Annotated in this window: 22 protein-coding genes; 9 read left to right on the forward strand and 13 right to left on the reverse strand. The window is 58.2% G+C overall.

The genetic code is table 11. The features are described 5' to 3' along the window. Nucleotides 1-32 precede the first annotated feature (32 nt). Entirely contained in the window at nucleotides 33-752 is a 720-nt protein-coding gene (znuC, locus tag FHW76_RS01880) for a zinc ABC transporter ATP-binding protein ZnuC (RefSeq protein WP_229531798.1), read from the forward strand. Next, complete coding sequence (gene znuB / locus FHW76_RS01885; protein ID WP_008804249.1) at nucleotides 752-1,537, forward strand: zinc ABC transporter permease subunit ZnuB; 786 nt, start codon at nucleotides 752-754, stop codon at nucleotides 1,535-1,537. The genes znuC and znuB overlap by 1 nt, the downstream gene beginning before the upstream one ends. Nucleotides 1,538-1,600: 63 nt before the next feature. On the opposite strand, the gene ruvB is transcribed toward znuB, so the two are convergent. The 6 genes from ruvB to aspS all read right to left on the reverse strand — a co-directional run bounded on the left by ruvB (nucleotide 1,601) and on the right by aspS (nucleotide 6,867). Then, nucleotides 1,601-2,611 (reverse strand): Holliday junction branch migration DNA helicase RuvB, encoded by a 1,011-nt coding sequence (gene ruvB, locus FHW76_RS01890; protein WP_012541250.1) that lies wholly within the window; start codon nucleotides 2,609-2,611, stop codon nucleotides 1,601-1,603. Nucleotides 2,612-2,619: 8 nt separating this feature from the next. After that, the gene (gene ruvA, locus FHW76_RS01895; protein ID WP_002911454.1) at nucleotides 2,620-3,231 is read right to left on the reverse strand and encodes a Holliday junction branch migration protein RuvA; all 612 of its coding nucleotides are present in this window, start codon (nucleotides 3,229-3,231) and stop codon (nucleotides 2,620-2,622) included. A gap of 79 nt (nucleotides 3,232-3,310) precedes the next feature. Then, nucleotides 3,311-3,832, reverse strand: coding sequence for a crossover junction endodeoxyribonuclease RuvC (gene ruvC / locus FHW76_RS01900; RefSeq protein WP_008804247.1), 522 nt, complete (start codon nucleotides 3,830-3,832; stop codon nucleotides 3,311-3,313). 34 nt (nucleotides 3,833-3,866) lie between these two features. Continuing rightward, nucleotides 3,867-4,607 (reverse strand): YebC/PmpR family DNA-binding transcriptional regulator, encoded by a 741-nt coding sequence (locus FHW76_RS01905; protein WP_002911459.1) that lies wholly within the window; start codon nucleotides 4,605-4,607, stop codon nucleotides 3,867-3,869. Nucleotides 4,608-4,634: 27 nt separating this feature from the next. Further along, complete coding sequence (gene nudB / locus FHW76_RS01910) at nucleotides 4,635-5,078, reverse strand: dihydroneopterin triphosphate diphosphatase (protein WP_002911477.1); 444 nt, start codon at nucleotides 5,076-5,078, stop codon at nucleotides 4,635-4,637. A gap of 1 nt (nucleotide 5,079) precedes the next feature. Continuing rightward, entirely contained in the window at nucleotides 5,080-6,867 is a 1,788-nt protein-coding gene (aspS, locus tag FHW76_RS01915; RefSeq protein WP_008804246.1) for an aspartate--tRNA ligase, read from the reverse strand. Between the two features lie 267 nt (nucleotides 6,868-7,134). Between aspS and FHW76_RS01920 the strand changes: the two genes are divergently transcribed. The 5 genes from FHW76_RS01920 to cmoB are packed head-to-tail and all read left to right on the forward strand — an operon-like array spanning nucleotide 7,135 to nucleotide 10,748. Further along, nucleotides 7,135-7,701 carry a hydrolase gene (locus tag FHW76_RS01920; protein WP_012541248.1) on the forward strand — a complete coding sequence of 189 codons (567 nt, stop codon included), beginning with the start codon at nucleotides 7,135-7,137 and terminating at the stop codon, nucleotides 7,699-7,701. After that, a complete protein-coding gene (locus FHW76_RS01925; protein ID WP_012967677.1) occupies nucleotides 7,698-8,516 on the forward strand; it encodes a DUF72 domain-containing protein in 819 nt (272 codons plus the stop codon). The genes FHW76_RS01920 and FHW76_RS01925 overlap by 4 nt, the downstream gene beginning before the upstream one ends. 52 nt (nucleotides 8,517-8,568) lie before the next feature. After that, nucleotides 8,569-8,964: an MAPEG family protein gene (locus FHW76_RS01930; RefSeq protein WP_008804243.1), complete on the forward strand. Its 396-nt coding sequence runs from the start codon at nucleotides 8,569-8,571 to the stop codon at nucleotides 8,962-8,964. 39 nt (nucleotides 8,965-9,003) lie between these two features. Beyond that, nucleotides 9,004-9,747 (forward strand): carboxy-S-adenosyl-L-methionine synthase CmoA, encoded by a 744-nt coding sequence (gene cmoA, locus FHW76_RS01935; RefSeq protein WP_008804242.1) that lies wholly within the window; start codon nucleotides 9,004-9,006, stop codon nucleotides 9,745-9,747. Continuing rightward, the gene (cmoB, locus tag FHW76_RS01940) at nucleotides 9,744-10,748 is read left to right on the forward strand and encodes a tRNA 5-methoxyuridine(34)/uridine 5-oxyacetic acid(34) synthase CmoB (RefSeq protein WP_008804241.1); all 1,005 of its coding nucleotides are present in this window, start codon (nucleotides 9,744-9,746) and stop codon (nucleotides 10,746-10,748) included. Before cmoA ends, cmoB begins: the two co-directional genes overlap by 4 nt. Nucleotides 10,749-10,829: 81 nt before the next feature. Here cmoB and cutC read toward each other — a convergent pair whose 3' ends face one another. Both cutC and FHW76_RS01950 read right to left on the reverse strand, forming a co-directional pair. After that, nucleotides 10,830-11,573 carry a copper homeostasis protein CutC gene (gene cutC / locus FHW76_RS01945; RefSeq protein WP_008804240.1) on the reverse strand — a complete coding sequence of 248 codons (744 nt, stop codon included), beginning with the start codon at nucleotides 11,571-11,573 and terminating at the stop codon, nucleotides 10,830-10,832. 76 nt (nucleotides 11,574-11,649) lie between these two features. Next, nucleotides 11,650-12,219 (reverse strand): VOC family protein, encoded by a 570-nt coding sequence (locus FHW76_RS01950; RefSeq protein ID WP_008804239.1) that lies wholly within the window; start codon nucleotides 12,217-12,219, stop codon nucleotides 11,650-11,652. 235 nt (nucleotides 12,220-12,454) lie between these two features. Here FHW76_RS01950 and argS point away from each other — a divergent pair, with 235 nt between their 5' ends. Continuing rightward, nucleotides 12,455-14,188 carry an arginine--tRNA ligase gene (gene argS / locus FHW76_RS01955; RefSeq protein ID WP_012541245.1) on the forward strand — a complete coding sequence of 578 codons (1,734 nt, stop codon included), beginning with the start codon at nucleotides 12,455-12,457 and terminating at the stop codon, nucleotides 14,186-14,188. A 60-nt stretch (nucleotides 14,189-14,248) separates the two neighbouring features. Here argS and FHW76_RS01960 read toward each other — a convergent pair whose 3' ends face one another. Both FHW76_RS01960 and FHW76_RS01965 read right to left on the reverse strand, forming a co-directional pair. Beyond that, complete coding sequence (locus FHW76_RS01960) at nucleotides 14,249-15,388, reverse strand: glycoside hydrolase family 105 protein (RefSeq protein WP_154045535.1); 1,140 nt, start codon at nucleotides 15,386-15,388, stop codon at nucleotides 14,249-14,251. Nucleotides 15,389-15,392: 4 nt separating this feature from the next. Then, the gene (locus FHW76_RS01965; RefSeq protein ID WP_012541243.1) at nucleotides 15,393-16,976 is read right to left on the reverse strand and encodes an MFS transporter; all 1,584 of its coding nucleotides are present in this window, start codon (nucleotides 16,974-16,976) and stop codon (nucleotides 15,393-15,395) included. A 347-nt stretch (nucleotides 16,977-17,323) separates the two neighbouring features. Here FHW76_RS01965 and uspC point away from each other — a divergent pair, with 347 nt between their 5' ends. Continuing rightward, nucleotides 17,324-17,752 (forward strand): universal stress protein UspC, encoded by a 429-nt coding sequence (gene uspC / locus FHW76_RS01970; RefSeq protein WP_008804235.1) that lies wholly within the window; start codon nucleotides 17,324-17,326, stop codon nucleotides 17,750-17,752. 23 nt (nucleotides 17,753-17,775) lie between these two features. Here uspC and otsA read toward each other — a convergent pair whose 3' ends face one another. From otsA to araH, 3 genes are all read right to left on the reverse strand, one after another. Further along, the gene (otsA, locus tag FHW76_RS01975) at nucleotides 17,776-19,200 is read right to left on the reverse strand and encodes an alpha,alpha-trehalose-phosphate synthase (protein WP_012967674.1); all 1,425 of its coding nucleotides are present in this window, start codon (nucleotides 19,198-19,200) and stop codon (nucleotides 17,776-17,778) included. Further along, nucleotides 19,175-19,963: a trehalose-phosphatase gene (gene otsB / locus FHW76_RS01980; RefSeq protein WP_008804233.1), complete on the reverse strand. Its 789-nt coding sequence runs from the start codon at nucleotides 19,961-19,963 to the stop codon at nucleotides 19,175-19,177. Before otsB ends, otsA begins: the two co-directional genes overlap by 26 nt. 161 nt (nucleotides 19,964-20,124) lie before the next feature. Next, nucleotides 20,125-21,105 (reverse strand): L-arabinose ABC transporter permease AraH, encoded by a 981-nt coding sequence (araH, locus tag FHW76_RS01985; RefSeq protein WP_004203438.1) that lies wholly within the window; start codon nucleotides 21,103-21,105, stop codon nucleotides 20,125-20,127. Nucleotides 21,106-21,109: the final 4 nt, after the last annotated feature.

The following is a 21,109-nucleotide window of genomic DNA, read 5'->3' on the forward strand; positions in this document are numbered from 1 at the left end:
TGACAAACCTTGTTACGCTGGAAAATGTGTCGGTGGCCTTTGGCCAACGCCGCGTGCTGTCTGACATTTCGCTGGCACTCACGCCAGGCAAAATATTAACCCTGCTGGGCCCGAACGGCGCCGGTAAATCGACCCTTGTGCGAGTGGTTCTGGGGCTGGTAGCACCAACAGAGGGTGTCATCAAGCGGGAAGACCGCCTGCGGATTGGCTACGTGCCGCAGAAGCTGCATCTTGACGCCACGTTGCCGCTGACCGTCAGCCGCTTCCTGCGTTTGCGCCCGGGTACCCGCAAAGACGACATCCTGCCGGCACTGAAACGTGTGCAGGCCGGGCATCTGATCGACGCGCCGATGCAAAAACTCTCCGGCGGCGAAACCCAGCGCGTACTGCTGGCCCGCGCCCTGCTCAACCGCCCACAGCTGCTGGTGCTGGATGAACCGACCCAGGGTGTTGACGTCAATGGCCAGGTGGCGCTTTACGATCTTATCGACCAGCTGCGCCATGAACTGGACTGCGCAGTGCTGATGGTATCGCACGACCTGCATCTGGTGATGGCCAAAACCGACGAAGTCCTGTGCCTGAACCAGCATATCTGCTGCTCCGGCGCGCCGGAGGTGGTCTCCATGCATCCGGAGTTTATCTCCATGTTCGGCCCGCGCGGCGCGGAACAGCTGGGGATTTACCGCCACCACCATAATCACCGCCACGACCTTCAGGGGCGAATTGTACTGCGTCGGGGAAACAGCCGCTAATGATTGAACTTCTGTTACCTGGCTGGCTGGCCGGGATGATGCTGGCCTGCGCCGCCGGTCCGCTGGGCTCCTTTGTGGTCTGGCGCCGCATGTCCTATTTCGGCGACACGCTGGCGCATGCGTCGCTGCTCGGCGTCGCTTTTGGCTTATTACTTAACATCAATCCGTTTTATGCGGTGATCGCCGTGACTTTGCTGCTGGCCGGCGGGCTGGTGTGGCTGGAAAAACGCCCCCATCTGGCGATCGATACCCTGCTGGGCATCATGGCGCACAGCGCACTGTCGCTGGGGCTGGTGGTGGTCAGTCTGATGTCTAACGTCCGCGTCGATCTGATGGCGTACCTGTTCGGCGATCTGCTGGCAGTGACGCCGCAGGATTTGATTGCCATCGCCATTGGCGTAGTGATTGTGATTGGTATCCTGCTCTGGCAGTGGCGACCGCTGCTGGCGATGACCATCAGTCCGGATCTGGCGTTTGTCGATGGCGTGAAGCTGCAGCGCGTGAAGTTGCTGTTGATGCTGGTCACCGCTCTGACTATCGGCGTGGCGATGAAGTTCGTCGGCGCGCTGATCATCACTTCCCTGCTGATTATCCCGGCCGCCACCGCCCGCCGTTTTGCCCGCACGCCGGAGCAGATGGCCGCCGTGGCAGTGGGCGTGGGCATGCTGGCCGTTACCGGCGGGTTAACCTTCTCGGCCTTCTACGACACCCCGGCCGGGCCGTCGGTGGTGCTGTGCGCCGCCGTGCTGTTTATTCTCAGCATGACAAAAAAAGCCGCCAGCTGAAAATGAAAAAGCCCGGTCGCGCTGCTGACCGGGCCTCATAATGAACGACACATCCGTCGCGAACTACGGCATTTCCGGCGGCGTGATCCCGAAATGATTCCAGGCGCGCACCGTCGCCATTCTTCCCCGTGGCGTACGCTGCAGAAAACCCTGCTGAATTAAGTAGGGCTCCAGCACATCTTCAATGGTTTCCCGCTCTTCGCCGATCGCGGCGGCGAGGTTATCCAGCCCCACCGGCCCACCAAAGAATTTATCTATCACCGCCAGCAGTAGTTTACGGTCCATATAGTCGAACCCTTCCGCATCGACATTCAGCATATCCAGCGCCTGGGCAGCAATGTCGGCAGAGATGCTGCCGTCGTGGCGCACTTCCGCGAAGTCGCGCACCCGGCGCAGCAGACGGTTGGCAATACGCGGCGTGCCGCGTGAACGACGGGCCACTTCCAGCGCGCCTTCGTCGCTCATCTCCAGCCCCATATGGCGGGCGCTGCGGCTGACGATATGCTGCAGATCGGGTATTTGATAGAACTCCAGACGCTGCACGATGCCAAAGCGGTCGCGCAGCGGCGAGGTCAATGAACCGGCCCGGGTGGTGGCGCCGATCAGGGTAAACGGCGGCAGATCGATTTTGATGGAGCGCGCCGCCGGACCTTCGCCAATCATAATATCCAGCTGATAGTCTTCCATCGCCGGGTAGAGCACCTCTTCCACCACCGGCGAGAGGCGATGGATCTCATCGATAAACAGCACGTCGTGCGGTTCGAGGTTGGTGAGCATCGCGGCGAGATCGCCCGCTTTCTCCAGCACCGGGCCGGAGGTGGTGCGCAGATTCACCCCCATCTCATTGGCGACAATGTTCGCCAGGGTGGTTTTCCCCAACCCAGGCGGGCCAAAAATCAGCAGGTGATCGAGGGCGTCGCCGCGCAGTTTCGCCGCCTGGATAAAGATCTCCATCTGGGAGCGCACCTGCGGCTGGCCGACATACTCTGCCAGCAATTTTGGGCGGATGGCGCGGTCAACGGCCTCTTCTGCGCCGCTGCTGTCTGCCGATACCAGCCGGTCTGCTTCAATCATCCCTTACCTCACAACGCGGCGCGCAGCGCTTCGCGGATTAGCGTTTCACTGTTGGCGTCCGGACGGGCAATCTTGCTTACCATCCGGCTGGCCTCCTGCGGTTTATAGCCCAGCGCGACCAGCGCGGCAACCGCTTCCTGTTCGGCATCATCTGCCGTCGGGCCTGCCGGCGAGGTCAGCACCAGATCGGCCGCCGGAGTGAACAGGTCGCCGTGCAGCCCTTTGAAACGGTCTTTCATCTCGACGATCAGGCGTTCTGCGGTTTTTTTGCCAATCCCCGGCAGCTTCACCAGCGAGGCGACTTCTTCCCGCTCAACGGCATTGACGAACTGCTGCGCCGACATGCCGGAGAGGATCGCCAGCGCCAGCTTTGGCCCCACACCGTTGGTTTTAATCAGCTCTTTAAACAGCGTACGTTCCTGTTTGTTGTTAAAACCATACAGCAGCTGGGCATCTTCACGCACCACAAAGTGGGTAAAGACTATCGCCTCCTGACCGGCCTCCGGCAGCTCATAGAAGCAGGTCATTGGCATATGCACTTCATAGCCGACGCCCGCCGTTTCCAGCAACACCAGCGGGGGTTGTTTTTCGAGAATGATGCCTCTGAGTCTGCCTATCACGTGGGGCTCCTGCGTTATGGTCTAAGTATCTGGCGGTATCATAAAAAAAGGCTGGATAGATATCCAGCCTGATTTGCGATTATCGTAAGCGCCCTCGCGCCAGATTGAGCCGGGTCTCGCTGACCTGAGCAACATTCTGGCTGATATGGCAATGGGTGATGGCAATCGCCAGCGCATCCGCCGCATCCGCTTGCGGATTGGCAGGCAGTTTGAGCAAGGTGCGCACCATGTGCTGAACCTGGCTCTTTTCGGCGCTGCCGATCCCGACAACGGTCTGCTTGACCTGACGGGCGGCGTATTCAAACACCGGCAGCGACTGATTGGTCGCTGCAACGATCGCCACTCCCCGCGCCTGCCCAAGCTTTAACGCCGAATCGGCGTTCTTCGCCATAAAGACCTGCTCAATGGCGAAATAGTCGGGCTGAAACTGGGTGATGATTTCCGTCACCCCGGCGTAGATCAGCTTCAGCCGCGACGGCAGATCGTCCACTTTGGTGCGGATGCATCCGCTGCCAAGGTAGCTCAACTGCCGTCCAACCTGGCGGATCACGCCATAACCGGTGACGCGCGACCCCGGGTCAATGCCGAGAATAATAGCCATCACGCGCCTCCAGTTAACCGTGGATGCGACTGCATCACAGGGTGGCCGCGACCTCGTCGGAGATCTCGCCGTTATGGTACACTTCCTGCACGTCGTCGCAGTCTTCCAGCATATCGATCAGACGCAGCAGCTTCGGCGCCGTCTCGGCATCCATATCCGCTTTGGTGGACGGGATCATCGAGACTTCGGCAGCGTCGGCTTTCAGGCCAGCGGCTTCCAGCGCGTCGCGCACAGCGCCCATCTCTTCCCACGCGGTGTAGACGTCGATGGCGCCGTCGTCATAGGTCACCACGTCTTCTGCGCCAGCTTCCAGCGCCGCTTCCATAATGGTGTCTTCATCGCCTTTCTCGAAGGAGATGACGCCTTTCTTGCTGAACAGGTAGGACACGGAGCCGTCGGTACCGAGGTTACCACCGGTTTTGGTGAAAGCGTGACGCACTTCCGCAACGGTACGGTTACGGTTGTCGGACAGACATTCCACCATTACCGCGGTACCGCCAGGGCCATAGCCTTCGTAAATGATGGTTTCCATGTTCGCGTCTTCATCACCGCCGACGCCGCGCGCGATGGCGCGGTTCAGGGTGTCGCGCGTCATGTTGTTAGACAGCGCTTTATCAACGGCCGCACGCAGGCGCGGGTTGGAAGCCGGATCGCCGCCGCCCAGACGCGCCGCAGTCACCAGCTCGCGAATGATTTTCGTAAAGATTTTACCGCGTTTAGCATCCTGTGCCGCTTTGCGGTGTTTGGTGTTGGCCCATTTACTATGACCTGCCATAAAAAACTCTCCAAAAAGCGCGCCCTTTCAGGCGGCGTTAATTACAAATTCTTCAATCGCCTGCCGGTTGCTCCACGACTTGGTCAGCGCAGCGGCTTCCGTCGCGCTGACCCAGCGGTAGGCCAGATGTTCGGTGAAGGTAATCTCCCGCTCATGAGGCAGCGCAAGACAGAACCAGAATTCTGTATTGCGCTCTACACCCGGCGCATAGCGATGACGCAAATGAGAAAATATCTCGAACTCCACCGTGCGCTGACAGTCAATTAAGGTCAGTTGCTCGCAGGCAACATCAATGGCGACCTCTTCCTTTACTTCACGCGCGGCGGCCTGCAGCGCGGTCTCTCCTGCTTCCAGGCTGCCGGTCACCGACTGCCAGAACGCGGGATCGTCGCGCCGCTGTAACATCAGCACCCGTTTCGTATCTTCGGCGTAAATCACCACCAGCACCGAAACGGGCAGCTTAAATGACATATTACTTGTTCTCCAGAGACGCTTTCGCCTCTTTCTCCACAACCTGAATACCCAGTTCACCGAGCGCAGCCGGATTGGCGAAGCTTGGCGCTTCGGTCATCAGACAGGCCGCGGCGGTGGTTTTCGGGAAGGCGATAACGTCGCGGATGTTATCGGTACCGGTCAGCAGCATGGTCAGACGGTCAAGACCGAACGCCAGACCCGCGTGCGGCGGCGTACCGTATTTCAGCGCATCCAGCAGGAAGCCGAATTTTTCACGCTGCTCTTGTTCATTAATGCCCAGAATACCAAATACGGTCTGCTGCATGTCGCCACGGTGAATACGAACAGAACCGCCGCCGACTTCATAACCGTTAATGACCATATCATAGGCGTTCGCTACGGCCTCTTCCGGCGCAGCTTTCAGCTCGTTCGCGGTCATATCTTTTGGCGAAGTGAACGGATGGTGCATCGCCGTCAGGCCGCCTTCGCCGTCGTCTTCGAACATCGGGAAGTCGATCACCCACAGCGGCGCCCATTTGCTCTCGTCAGTCAGGCTCAGGTCTTTACCGAGCTTCAGACGCAGCGCGCCCAGCGCGTCCGCCACCACTTTCTTGTTGTCGGCGCCGAAGAAGATCATATCGCCGTCCTGCGCGCCGGTGCGTTCGAGGATCGCTTCCACGATCTCAGCGGTGAGGAATTTCGCCACCGGGCTGTTGATCCCGTCCATGCCTTTCGCACGCTCGGTCACTTTAATATAGGCCAGTCCCTTCGCGCCGTAGATCTTCACAAAGTTGCCGTATTCGTCAATCAGCTTGCGGGTCAGAGAGGCACCGCCCGGGACGCGCAGCGCCGCCACGCGCCCTTTCGGATCGTTGGCCGGGCCGGCAAAGACCGCGAATTCGACGGACTTCAGCAGGTCGGCGACGTCCACCAGCTCCATCGGGTTACGCAGATCCGGTTTATCGGAGCCATAGCGACGTTCGGCTTCGGCGAAGGTCATGATCGGGAAATCACCCAGGTCGACGCCTTTAATTTCCAGCCACAGCTGACGCACCATTGCTTCCATGATCTCACGCACCTGCGGCGCGGTCATAAAGGAGGTTTCCACATCGATCTGGGTAAATTCAGGCTGACGGTCGGCACGCAGGTCTTCATCGCGGAAACATTTAACGATCTGATAATAGCGATCGAACCCGGACATCATCAGCAGCTGTTTGAACAGCTGCGGAGACTGCGGCAGCGCGTAAAATTTGCCTTTATGCACGCGGGAAGGCACGAGGTAATCGCGAGCGCCTTCCGGGGTGGCTTTGGTCAGCATCGGAGTTTCGATGTCGAGGAAGCCATGGTCGTCCATAAAGCGGCGCACAAAGCTGGTGATTTTCGCGCGGGTTTTCAGACGCTGCGCCATTTCCGGACGACGCAGGTCGAGGTAGCGGTATTTCAGACGCGCTTCTTCGGTGTTGACGTGATTGGAGTCCAGCGGCAGCGATTCTGAACGGTTAATAATCGTCAGATCGGAGGCCAGCACTTCGATGGCGCCGGTGGCCATGTCCGCGTTGATGTTTTTCTCTTCACGCGCGCGGACGGTGCCAGTGACCTGAATGCAGAACTCATTACGCAGTTCAGAGGCTAATTTCAACGCATCCGCACGATCCGGGTCGAAAAACACCTGAACGATGCCTTCGCGGTCGCGCATATCGATAAAAATGAGGCTACCGAGATCGCGACGGCGGTTGACCCAACCACACAGAGTCACCTGCTGCCCAACGTGGGACTGTCGAAGCTGTCCGCAATATTCTGTACGCATGAGATATCCCTTAACTTAGCCGTCGGCGGATTGTCGTCTGCCCTGCAGGCGACGAGGTCGCAGCTTTAGCTGATGTCACAACTGAATGAAAAAAGGCGGCTATTATACTGGAAATTCTGTCGTTCGATAAGTCCGACGCACGATGTACGCTGCTTTGCTGCGCGCTTAACGTCTACACTCACATAAATTAACAATATTTGTTACCCTTTTGCTGAAGCCGCGCAGGTATTGTAGCCGCCTGACAACAGAAGAAGATACGGGGATACCATGTTAGAACTCAATGCAAAAAAAACGGCGCTGGTGGTGATCGATCTGCAGGAAGGCATTCTGCCTTTTGCCGGCGGACCACATCGGGCTGACGAGGTGGTGGCGCGTGCCGCTCGCCTGGCAGACAAGTGTCGACAACAGGGTTCACCGGTCATCATGGTCCGCGTCGGCTGGTCGTCCGATTTCGCCGAAGCGCTGAAACAGCCTGTCGACGCTCAGGCCGGGGCGCATACGCTGCCTGAAAACTGGTGGACCTACCCGGCCACGCTGGGTAAGCAGGAGAGCGATATCGAAGTGACCAAACGCCAGTGGGGCGCGTTCTATGGCACCGACCTTGAGCTTCAGCTGCGCCGCCGCGGTATCGACACCATTATTCTCTGCGGTATCTCCACCAACATCGGCGTCGAATCCACCGCCCGCAACGCCTGGGAGCTGGGTTTTAACCTGGTCATCGCCGAAGATGCCTGCAGCGCCGCCTCCGCCGAGCAGCATCAGGGCAGCATGACGCATATTTTCCCGCGCATCGGTCGGGTGCGCAGCACCGAGGAGATCCTCGCCGCGCTATGATTTATATTGGGCTTCCCCAGTGGTCGCACCCGAAATGGGTGCGCCTTGGCATCACCAGCCTTGAAGAGTACGCCCGCCACTTCAATTGCGTGGAGGGTAACACCACCCTGTATGCGCTACCGAAGCCGGAGATTGTCACCCGCTGGTATGAACAAACCCATGATGACTTCCGCTTCTGCTTTAAATTCCCGGCCACCATCTCGCACCAGGCCGCCCTGCGTCATTGCGACGATTTAAGCAGTGAATTTTTTGCCCGCCTGGCGCCGCTGGCCTCGCGCATCGGCCAGTACTGGCTGCAGCTGCCGGCGACCTTCGGTCCTCGCGATCTCCCCGCGCTATGGCATTTTCTCGACGGGCTGCCGAAGGATTTCACCTACGGCGTCGAGGTTCGTCACCCCGAATTCTTCGCCAAAGGCGAAGCGGAACAGCAGCTCAACCGCGGGCTGCACGAGCGCAACGTTAACCGCGTGATCCTCGATAGCCGCCCGGTCCACAGCGCTGCGGCCACCAGTCCGGCGATGATCGACGCGCAGAAAAAGAAACCCAAAGTGCCGGTACATGCGGTGATGACCGCCCGGCAGCCGATGGTACGCTTTATCGGCGGTGACGACATGGCCCACAACCGGGAACTGTTTCGCGTCTGGCTGCAGACCCTGCCGAAGTGGCATCAGTCTGGCACCCCGTGGCTGTTCCTGCATACCCCAGACATTGCTTACGCGCCGACGCTGGTCGATACGCTGTGGAGCGATCTGCGCACCGCCCTGCCGGCGGCAGGAAATGCGCCGTCGATTCCGCAGCAATCCTCCCTTTTCTGATATCCTGCTATCATAATCGGAGCCATCTGCCAGAGTTAAAGGGAGTTTTCGTATGGTCAGCGCGCTGTATGCCGTTTTAGGTGCGTTATTGTTAGTGAAGTTCTCGTTCGACGTGGTGCGGTTACGCACCCAATACCATGTAGGCTACGGTGACGGCGGCTTTAGCGAGCTACAGGTCGCCATCCGCGTTCACGGTAATGCCGTCGAATATGTGCCGATTGGCCTCATTTTGCTGTTATTTATGGAGATGAACGGCGCCCAGACCTGGATGGTGCACGTTTGCGGCATTTTATTGATTGTCGGGCGACTGATGCACTCCTGGGGTTTTCATCACCGCGTCTACCACTGGCGCCGCTCCGGCATGAGCGCCACCTGGTGCGCGTTGTTGCTGATGGTGCTGGCCAACCTCTGGTATATGCCCTGGGAGTTGGTTTTCTCCCTCCGTTAGCGCACAATACGCCGTTTTCGTTTTTTCGGGTTTAACGTTATGTCTCACCGCGATACGCTTTTTTCCGCGCCGATTGCCAGCCTCGGCGACTGGACCTTTGATGAACGGGTTGCTGAAGTCTTCCCGGATATGATCCAGCGCTCTGTGCCCGGCTATTCCAATATCATCTCGATGATCGGCATGCTGGCCGAGCGCTTCGTTCAGCCCAACACCCAGGTTTACGATCTTGGCTGTTCGCTGGGCGCCGCCACCCTCTCTGTGCGCCGCAATATTAGTCATCCGGGCTGTCGCATTATCGCCATCGACAACTCTCCCGCGATGGTAGAGCGCTGCCGTCGCCATATTGACGCCTATAAAGCGCCGACGCCGGTCGAGGTCATTGAAGGGGATATCCGCGATGTGGCCATTGAAAACGCCTCGCTGGTGATCCTGAACTTTACCATTCAGTTCCTTGAGCCGGGCGATCGCCAGGCGATCCTCAATAAAGTCTATCAGGGGCTTAATCCGGGCGGCGCGCTGGTGCTCTCGGAGAAATTCAGCTTCGAAGACGCCCACGTCGGCGAGCTGCTGTTCAATATGCATCATGACTTTAAACGCGCGAACGGCTACAGCGAGCTGGAGATCAGCCAGAAACGCAGCATGCTGGAAAACGTGATGCTGACGGACTCCGTGGAAACCCATAAAGCTCGCCTGCGTCAGGCTGGGTTTGAACATGCCGAACTGTGGTTCCAGTGCTTTAACTTTGGCTCGCTGGTGGCAGTAAAATCCGGGGAGCAGGCATGATCGACTTCAGTAACTTCTATCAGCTGATCGCCAAAAGCCCGCTGTCTCACTGGCTGGAAACCTTGCCAGCTCAGGTAGCCGCCTGGCAGCGCGAGGCCCTGCACGGCAAGTTTCGCGAATGGGAGCGCGCCGTTGAGTTTCTTCCGGAATTAACGCCGTGGCGTCTGGATCTCCTGCACAGCGTCACCGCCGAGAGCGAAACGCCGCTCAGCGAAGGTCATCAGCTGCGGGTAGAAAACCTGCTTAAAAACCTGATGCCGTGGCGCAAAGGGCCTTATTCGCTGTACGGCATCAACATCGATACCGAATGGCGATCCGACTGGAAATGGGAGCGCGTCCTGCCGCACCTGTCCGATCTTACCGGGCGGACTATCCTCGACGTGGGCTGCGGCAGCGGCTATCACATGTGGCGAATGATCGGCGCCGGCGCGCATCTGGCGGTCGGCATCGATCCCACCCAGCTGTTCCTGTGCCAGTTTGAAGCGGTGCGTAAGCTGCTCGGCAACGACCAGCGGGCGCATCTCCTGCCGCTGGGCATCGAGCAGCTGCCGGCGCTGGAGGCCTTCGACACCGTGTTCTCGATGGGCGTGCTCTACCATCGCCGCTCGCCGCTGGACCATCTGTGGCAGCTGAAAGATCAGCTGGCGCCGGGAGGCGAGCTGGTGCTGGAGACGCTGGTGGTCGAAGGGGATGAAAATACGGTGCTGGTTCCGGGCGACCGCTATGCGCAGATGCGCAACGTCTATTTTATTCCCTCGGCGGCGGCCCTGAAAATGTGGCTGGAGAAGTGCGGGTTTATCGATGTGCGCATCGTCGATGCCTGCGTCACCTCGACCGATGAGCAGCGGCGCACCGAATGGATGACCAGTGAATCGCTGGCCGATTTCCTCGACCCGCAGGATCAGCGCAAAACCGTGGAGGGGTATCCGGCTCCGCTGCGCGCGGTGATTATCGCCACCAAACCGGAAACGCAGCAGTCGCTGGCAAAAAAAGCGAGATAAAAAAAGGCCCCTGTTTAATGGGCAGGGGCCTGGTACGGGCAATCATCATATTGGGCGACATGATGTGCAGCAAAAAACCGTTTAACTTCTCCAGGCGGAGATAATCCCTTTCATCTCCGCCACCGCTTCGCCATTGACGGCGTAGCGCCTGTATTCGTCCGCATCGGGATCGGCTGACATCGAAACGCCTGGATGACGAAAGCGCATCTCCGATGGCAACCACTGGCCTGCAGAGCTATGAACCTCTTTCACCCCCGCCTGCAGCAACAGCGGCAAGTTCGCGGCGCGCACTCCCGCACCGGCCATAATGATTGGAGTATCCCCTGCGGCAATAAGTTCCGTAATTAATGAAATACCTTTCTCCGCCGAGGATTGCTGACCGGAAGTCAGGATACGTTTAACCCCCAGCTCACCCAGCGTCTTCCAGGCCTGACGCGGGTCGGCACACAGATCGAACGCGCGATGAAAGGTCACCGCCAGCGGCCCGGCCGCGGCCATTATTTTTTTCATCCGCGGGATATCGACCTGGCCATCGGCATTCAGTACGCCGGTCACCACCCCGGGAAAGCCGAGCTCCCGCACCATGCAGATATCGCTAAGCATCGCGGCGAACTCCTCTTCGGTGTAGCAGAAATCGCCGCCGCGCGGGCGAACGATCGGATGCACCGGGAGGGTAATCGCCTCGCGGACCGAGACCAGCACCCCATAAGAGGGTGTTAATCCCCCTTCCTGCGGCGCGGCGCAGAGTTCAATACGATCGGCGCCGCAGCGCTCAGCCTCCCGAGCGCACGCCATGCTGTAGCAACACACTTCCAGTACCGCCATTCCTCTCTCCCTGATCCAGACAACCTTTGCAGCATGTCATGATTTCACGCGGCAGACGCCGCGCGGCTTCACACTGTTACGTATCAGCTTGCTCGCTGGCGACGATTTGTTCAATCGACCACGGATGAAATTTCACCGTCACGCTGCCGTCGGTCACCGCCAGGGTGGGATTCGGCAGACGCTCATGCTGCCCTTTCGGCGAGCTGGTTTTGACGACGATCCCCGGCTGGCTGAGTCCATCATCGGCCAGCAGCGCCAGCGCGCGGGCATTTAAGGTTGCCGGATCGCCAGGCAGGACAATTTCAATATGCTCCCATCCTTCATGGGGATAACGCTTTTCACCCGGCCACGGCAGCTCAATGATATGGAAGCGCCAGTGCGCCACGCAGACCGGCTCCGCCAGCTTGAACAGGCAGATAGGCCGGCCGTTGATCATATTCTCCGACAGCAGGGTTCCGCACTGTTCCAGACCGCGGCGCCAGCGTTCCGCAGTGGTATTCTGATGACAGCGCAGGGAGATATGGTCGGCGTCGAGCCCGGCGATCTCCAGTCCCAGTCGCGCAGTGAAGCGCTGAAGCGCATCGGAAAATCGCGGGAGATCCGCCGTAATATCGGCCAGTTGTTCAATTTGCTGCCAGTTTGCCATGGGTTTGCTCGTCAATGATGCTCGTCAGTAATGAAAAGGTAATTTACCGTGTTTCGGTCTGCGGACCAACCGCCACCCTGCTGATGGGCAACTGAACGGCGATGGATTGCGCACGCCGCCGCGCCGCGCGCAATGCTGACGGACGGGGACAAATGCAGTATACTCCCGCCCTAATTTGTCCACATTATGGCGCTGCCTCCCTCGGGGGCAGGCGCATTACACGTAAGGTATTCCGGTGAATATTCAGGCTCTTCTCTCAGAAAAAGTCAGCCAGGCCCTGATCGCGGCAGGCGCGCCTGCCGATTGCGAACCTCAGGTCCGCCAGTCAGCAAAAGTTCAGTTCGGTGACTATCAGGCCAACGGCGTGATGGCTGTCGCCAAAAAACTGGGCATGGCGCCGCGACAACTTGCAGAGCAGGTACTGTCTCATCTTGACCTCAACGGCATTGCCAACAAGGTTGAAATCGCCGGGCCGGGCTTTATCAATATTTTCCTCGATCCTGCTTTTCTGGCGGACAACGTCAACCGCGCGCTGCAGTCTGAGCGCCTGGGCGTCACGAAACCGCAGGCGCAGACTATCGTCGTCGACTACTCGGCACCCAACGTAGCGAAAGAGATGCACGTTGGCCATCTGCGTTCGACCATCATTGGCGATGCTTCAGTCCGTACCCTGGAGTTCCTGGGTCATAAGGTGATCCGCGCCAACCACGTCGGCGACTGGGGCACCCAGTTCGGTATGCTGATCGCGTATCTGGAAAAACAGCAGCAGGAAAACGCCGGTGAGATGGCCCTGGCCGACCTCGAAGGTTTCTATCGCGAAGCGAAAAAGCACTACGATGAAGACGAAGCCTTTGCCGAGCGCGCACGTAGCTACGTGGTTAAACTGCAGGGCGGCGATCAGTACTTCCTGCAGATGTGGCGTAAGCTGGTCGACATCACCATGTCGCAAAACCAGATCACCTATGATCGCCTGAATGTGACGCTGACCCGCGATGACGTAATGGGTGAGAGCCTGTACAACCCGATGCTGCCGGGGATCGTCGCCGATCTGAAAGCCAAAGGGCTGGCCGTCGAGAGCGAAGGCGCCACCGTGGTGTTCCTTGATGAGTACAAAAACAAGGAAGGCGAACCGATGGGCGTCATCATCCAGAAAAAAGATGGCGGCTACCTTTACACCACCACCGATATCGCCTGCGCGAAGTATCGCTATGAAACGCTGCACGCCGACCGCGTGCTCTATTACATCGACTCTCGTCAGCACCAGCACCTGATGCAGGCGTGGACCATCGTGCGTAAAGCAGGCTACGTGCCGGACTCTGTGCCGCTGGAGCACCATATGTTCGGTATGATGCTGGGGAAAGACGGCAAGCCGTTTAAAACCCGCGCCGGCGGTACCGTGAAGCTGGCCGATCTGCTGGACGAAGCGCTGGAGCGCGCCCGTCGCCTGGTAGCGGAGAAGAACCCGGACATGTCGGCTGACGAGCTGGAAAATCTGGCGAAAGTGGTCGGTATCGGCGCGGTGAAATATGCCGATCTGTCGAAAAACCGCACCACCGATTACGTTTTTGACTGGGATAATATGCTGGCGTTCGAAGGCAACACCGCGCCGTATATGCAGTATGCCTATACCCGCGTGCTCTCCGTGTTCCGCAAAGCCGGCATCGACGAAAACGCGATGAACGATGCACCGGTGGTCATCGCCGAAGATCGCGAAGCCCAGCTGGCCGCGCGCCTGCTGCAGTTTGAAGAGACCCTCTCCGTGGTCGCTCGCGAAGGGACGCCGCACGTGATGTGCGCTTACCTGTACGATCTGGCGGGGCTATTCTCCGGCTTCTACGAGCATTGCCCGATCCTCAGCGCGGAAAGCGAAGAGACCCGCAACAGCCGCCTGAAGCTGGCGCTGTTGACGGCGAAAACCCTCAAGCTGGGTCTCGATACCCTGGGTATCGAAACCGTAGAGCGTATGTAACAAACAACCCGGCGAAAGCCGGGTTAGTTTTATTCGGCGCCCCGTCAGCGGGGCCCCTGCTCAGAAATACTTGCGCAGATACTCCGTCAGACAAAGGATCGCCATCGCCTGGCCATAGGGCATAGAGGTAAGCGGGATCTGGCGATAAAAATCAAGGTCTGCCCCCATTCCGGTGCCAAACGAGGTCTGCAGCAGCTCCCCCTGCGGCGAAATATTCTGCACAATCCCGCGAATCGCTTTTTCAGCCACCCCGGCATAGTGCTGCCCGGCGTAACGCTTGCGCACCGCTTTGAGAATGCCGTAGGCAAAGCCGGCGGTCGCGGAGGCCTCAAGATAAGAGTGCGGATCGTCCAGCAGGGTATGCCACAGGCCGCTGTCGTCCTGGCATTTTGCTAAGGCGGCAATCTGTGCGTCGAGTACCGTCATCAGATAACGCCGTACCGCGTTCCCCTCGGGGAGATCCACCAGCTCCAGAAAATCCGGGATCACCATGGTGAGCCAGCTGTTGCCCCGCGCCCAGCGCGCCCGGGCAAAGTTGTGCCGTCCCTCATAGTTCCAGCCGTGAAACCACAGCCCGGTCTCCCGGTCCATCAGGTTCTGCACATGGAGCAGGAACTGGTAGGTCGCCTCCTCCACATACTGTGGGCGGTGAAGCAGCTTGCCAATTTTGGCTAACGGCAACACGGTCATCATCAGCGTGTCATCCCACATTTGCTGATGGTTCTCCTCCGCCAGAGTCATGTGCTGCATGCCGCCCTGCTCGGTGCGCGGCATCTCATGCATCGCCCACTCCGCCCAGCTCTCCAGCCACGGCAGATACGCCATCCGGCCGGTCTCTTCAAAGCGGTATGCCAGGGTCAGGAACGGGGCCATCGTATTGACGTTTTTGGTCGTTGCCCCCTCGGCGAAGCGGTCGGCAAACCAGCGGTCGATGATATCGCGCATCTCGATATCGCCGGTTTGCTGATAATACTGATAGATGCCGTACAGCCCAACGCCGTGGGTCCACTCCCAGCCGGCCCAGCCTTTGGTATCGATCACGCGCCCGTCATCGAGGCGCAGTAAAAATTGCCCGCTCTCATCCTTAATGTTCACCAGGTTTTGCGTCACGTTGCGGATCAGTGCCTGCAGTTCGCTGCGGGCGATAAAACGCTCAGGCTGACACAGTAATGGGCTATGTTTGACTGGCCAAACTTTCATGTTGTTAACCTCGGGTGTATGTCGAATTCAAAGCGCCGCCCTGGGTGAGCCCCGGGGCAGCAGGTTTATGACGATTCAGATAGCCAATATTGTTATTGCCCCACAGGCAGTCGTAAGGCATCCCCGCCAGCATCTCGACCACCGCGCGGTGTTCCGCAATGGTCTGTTCCGGCTGGGCACAGCCGAGATCGCGCATTCTGAGGGTTTCACTGCGCAGGATGCTGTGGGTGTGCAGGTTGAGCTTGAAGCGTAGCGAGACGAGGAAGCCGCAGGCTAACACCACCAGGGTGCCGACGCTGAGGATCAGTAAAATGGTATGGCTCACGCCTGGCGGTTGTATTTTTTGCCCGGAGACAAACCCTGACAGCTGCATGATGATACCCACCAGCATGACCGCCCCCGCCTGCGAGGCTTTGCGGGTCAGCGTCATGATGCCGGCAAAAATTCCTTCGCGGCGCTGGCCGGTGATCGCCTCGTCGACGTCGGCAATATAGGTGTAGGTATTCCACGGTACGTAGTTAATCCCGCCGCGTCCCAGTCCGGCGACAGCAGAGATGAGCAGCAGTAAGGAATAGACGTCGCTCAGTCCGGCGTAATAGAGCAGCGCATACGAGAGCGAGCTCAGGCCAAACAGGACCACCACCATGCGGTAGGACGGCGCGGGGCCAAAGCGAATGCACAACGGGATCATGGCGATCACCGCAATAAACTGGAAGATGGCCATCGTCCCGAGCAGATTCGAGGCGACAGAGGCTTCCTGCATCAGGACAAAGACCACGTAGTAGGTAAACACGGCATTGAAGACGTCCTGGGCGATATAGCCCCCCAGATACATGCCGAGGTGCTGGCGGAAAATTTTTATCCGCAGCGTGGAGCTTAGCTCAATCACCAGGCGATTGAGGCTCTGAGCGAGGGTTAAGTTTTGTTTTTCCGCTTCCGCCCGCAGCGCCGCCTCTGACCACGCCTCACGCGGCCGTTCCCACGTGAAGCACCAGACGAAGGTCAGCATCACCGCGCACAGGACCGAGAACACCAGACTGGCATAAAAGAATGAGCTGGCATTGTCTTTCCCGAGCCAGGTGAGGAGGATCCCCGGCAGAAAGGAGGCTAAAATCGCCGACATTTGCGCCATCGAGATGCGCGCGCCGGAAAATTTGGTTTTCTGTTTAAAGTCATCGGTCATCTCTGGCACCAGCGTTTCGTAGGGCACCAGAATCATGGTGTAAACCATATCAAACAGCAGATAGGTGACGAGGTAGTACCAGAAGCCCATCTCGCCGACCCACATCGCTGAATAGCTGAATACGCACGGAATGCCGAGCAGAATAAAGAATTTTCTGCGGCCGAAGCGCTTTCCGAGCCAGGTGGTGCCGAAGTTATCGGTGAGAAAGCCCATCAGCGGGCTCACCACCGCATCCAGCACGCGGGCAGCAGCAAAAATAAGCGTGGCCTCAATTGGGGTCAGTCCGCAGAAGGTCGTGTAAAAGTAGAGTAGCCATGCGGCAGTTAGTGCTGTCGTGCCGGCGCCGAGAAAATCGCCCGCGCCGTAGGCCAGGTAGTTAGCCAGTCCAATTTTTCGTGTTTTCATCGCCGTGATCCTGTGTCTTTTATTAAAAGAACGCCGACAATCGTTCCGGATTTGCCACCGGAAGGGAGTGGGTACCTGGCTACACTAAAAGCAGTGAAACGACGTTACCTTTGTGTTTTTGCCACGGAACAACTGCCGGTGGCAAAATGACAAAGAGACGATGCCTCTACTTCACTCATTTATAAAACAGCATTTCTTTTAAATAAAAAGGTAGGTTCATTTATGTGATCTTGTGAGGAAAACACGGACTGGCGAAGAGCGTCGCAAATCACGGGAGCAACCCTTGCGCCGCTGGGGAAACAGGAGTAAAGAAAGAAGGGTTATTCCGCGTATCTCAAGGAGGCCAGATGCCTTATTCACATCTGCTGGTTGCCGTCGCGCCAACGCCGGAGAGTCAGATATTAATTAAAAAAGCGGTGTCGATTGCCCGCCCCGTTAACGCGAAAGTGAGCTTTATTACCTTCGCCACGGATCCGGAAATGTATAACCAGTTCGCCGCACCGATGATGGAAAATCTGCGTGAGCTGATGCAGGAAGAAACGCGGGAGTTTCTCAATGAGCTGGCACGTCAGGCGGACTATCCGATAGAAAAAATGACCATCGCCTGCGGCGAACTGGGTCACCATGTCAAAGACTTTTGCCAGTCGCACAAGGTTGATCTGGTGATCTGCGGCAATCACAACCACTCGCTTTTCTCGCGCGCCACCTGCTCGGCGAAAAATATCGTCGGCAGTAGCGGCGTCGATGTTCTGCTGGTTTCCCTTGAAAAGGGCTAACGCCGGTTAGCCCTTTTCCTGAACTAGGCCAGTTTAGGGAAGGTGGCTATCTTCCCCCGCAGGCGGCTCTCCTCGCTGCGCGGCGAAATATGCTGCAGATCGTCGACAAAACGCGCCTGCCAGTTATGAATATCATTCTCTCTGATCACGTCCAGCATCGCGGAATGACGGGCGATACGTTCCGGCAGCGGCATGCTGAGAGCACGATCCAGCGCGGTGGCAACCTCATCGCGATCGTAAGGGTTGACGATCAGCGCGCTGGTCAGCTCCTGCGCCGCCCCGGCAAACTGCGACAGGACCAGCACCCCGGGGTTATCCGGATCCTGCGCTGCGACGTATTCTTTCGCCACCAGGTTCATGCCATCACGCAGCGGCGTCACCAGCCCGACGTCAGAGTAGCGGAAGACCTTCATCAGCAGCTTACGGTCAAAATGCTGGTTCAGGTAGTAGAGCGGGGTCCAGCCAAGCTGGCCAAACTGGCCATTGATGCGTCCGGCTGCCGTTTCCAGCTGGTGACGAATATCCTGATAGGCCTGTACATCGCCACGGGAAGTGGGCGCGATCTGGGTATAACGGATCTTGCCATGATGTTGAGGGTACTTCTCAAGCAGCGTCTCATAGGCGAGGAATCGCTCCGGCAACCCTTTCGAGTAGTCAAGCCGCTCCACGGAGAAGATATTCTTCACATTTTTCAGCTCATTCTTCAGCTGGGCCAGCTTCGGCGGCAGCGGGCCTTTGGCGTTGCGCGTAATTTCGTCCGGATCGATCCCAATCGGATAAACCTCGGTACTGAACGCCTTACCCCATGCCTGATAGCGTTTGTCCCCGAGATCGGAGAGCCGGGTCTGCATGGCAATGCTGTCAAGAAAGGCGGTTCTGTCGCTTTCGGTCTGGAAGCCCAGCAGATCGTAATCGCACAGTTGCTCCAGCAGCTCGGCATGCGGCGGTAGCGCGTTAAAAATCTCCGGCGTCGGGAATGGAATATGCAAAAAAAAGCCGATCCGGTTGTTCACTCCGCGCTTACGCAGTTCACTGGCGAACGGCAGCAGATGGTAATCATGGATCCACAGCGTATCGTCTGGCTCGATCAGCGGCAGAAGCTTGTCGGCCAGCATCGCGTTGACCCGCAGATATCCCTCCCAGGCTTCGCGCTGGAAGCTGACCAGGTCAAGACGATAGTGGAAGGCCGGCCACAGCACGGCGTTGGAAAACTGGTTGTAATATTCATCATGGTCCCGTTCATTCAGGTTGAACGACGCCCAGGAGATATTTCCGCGGGAGACCTGCTTCAGCGGCTGCTGGTCATCGCCAATTTCGCCGCTCCAGCCAAACCACAGACCCCCCGCCGCTTTCAGTGCCCCCAGGATGCCGACGGCCAGACCGCCAGCGCTCGATTTTTTATCGTCCGGTAAGGCGATACGGTTAGAGACTACGACTAAACGACTCATGGTCATCCCTCCTTTCGGTTTGCGCGTCATACGCCAAATGTTGCAACCACGTCCTTACAGCGGCGGCATCCGCCAACCGCCAGTGCGCCTGAGTTTCCCCGGCGCCGACTTTTACCGACATTCCCTGCAGTTGATTAACCACGCTAAATCCCGCCTCATCGGTCAAATCATCGCCGACAAAAACCGGTTCGCGGCCGGCAAACGGCGCCTCCTGCATGAAGGCGCTGATCGCCTCCCCTTTGTTCACTCCGCGGGGTTTAATCTCCACCACACATTTACCCAGCTGCAGTGCCAGCAGCGGGTAGCGCTGAACGATGCGCTGAGCCAGCTCCAGTACTGCGCTCTGCTGCTGCGGAGCCTGGCGGTAGTGCAGCGCGAAGGCCATCTCCTTACTCTCCAGCTCGCAGCCGGGGAGCCCCTGCAGCGCCGAGGTCAGCTCAGTCGCGATTTCATCGCGCAGCGCCGACGGCAGAGAAACGATATAGGTTTTACCATTGATATCACGGCGTTCTGCCCCGTGAACGCCGGCCAGCGGTAGCCGCCAGGGATGGGTTAGCGCGTCAAGTTCAGCCATTGAGCGCCCTGAAATCAATGCCACCGCCCCACCCTGCTGCTGGGCCAGCGCGTTGAGCGCCTGCAGCGTGTTGTCGGGTATCACCACCTGATCGGGGTGCGGTTGGATATCGGCAAGAGTACCGTCGAGGTCAAAGAAAAAAGCGTAGTTTCCGGTTAGCGCAGGCGGTACAGATATCTGGTTATCCACCCTGTTTCCTCCTTATCATGGCCAGCCGAAGCTGGTTGTTAATTATATGTTAGCCATGTAAGTATAGACAGTGTGACCAACCTCGCCATTTTTGATAGTTACCGCCAGCGAAACGGGCGCTGGCGGTAATTACTCTGTAGACTTAAAAGTTATGCCTGAAATCAGGCCGCGCGTTTGGCTTTTTGTTTGTAGCGGTCAAAAATCACCGCCGCCAGCAGGATCACACCGCGCACGACGTATTGTGAGAAAGGCGAGATGTTCAGCAGGTTCATCGCGTTCTCCACGGTCCCGAGGATCAGGATCCCGGCGACCACGTAGGAGATCTTGCCGATCCCGCCCTTCAGCGATACCCCGCCCAGCACGCAGGCTGAAATAACAATCAGCTCATAGCCAATGGAGGTCATCGGCTGGCCGCTGGTCATCCGCGACGCCAGAATGATCCCCGCGGCGGCCGATACCAGACCGGAGAGCACAAAGATAATAATCTTGGTGCGCACCACCGGGACCCCGGCCAGACGCGCCGCCTCTTCATTGCCGCCAATAGCCAGCGTATTACGGCCAAAGGTGGTTTTGTTTAGTAATAATCCGAAAACCACCAGGCAGGCGACCGTCAGCCAGATTGGCGCCGGCAGACCAAACCAGTTGGCGTAGCCGAGAGTGAAGAAGCGCTCATCTTCGATCCCCACCGCTTTCCCGTCGGAGATAATGTAGGCCAGGCCCCGGACGATTTGCATCGTCGCGAGGGTGGTGATCAGGGCGTTAATCTTCAGGCGCGCAATGACAAAGCCGTTGACCAGACCACTGACCGCGCCCAGCAGCAGGCCGGCGGCAATCCCCAGCCACAGGCTTTCGCTCAGGTTAATCACCACTGCGGTAGTGACCCCGGCACAGGCGATAACCGACGCCACCGACAGGTCAAAATCGCCGGAGGCCAGGCAGAAGAGCATGCCGCAGGCCACCATTCCGGACATCGAGATCGCCAGCCCCAGCCCCTTCATATTGACGAATGAGGCAAAGTTGGGCACAAAAATTACGCAGCCGATAAACAGCACAGCAAACACCACCAGCATGCCAAACTGATCCCAAATGCGGGCAAAGCTAAAGGCAGAGCGGGTAGCGCCAGACGTAGTCACAGATGACATCATT

Source organism: Klebsiella sp. RC2 (assembly GCF_014192815.1).
Lineage (GTDB): Bacteria > Pseudomonadota > Gammaproteobacteria > Enterobacterales > Enterobacteriaceae > Klebsiella > Klebsiella variicola.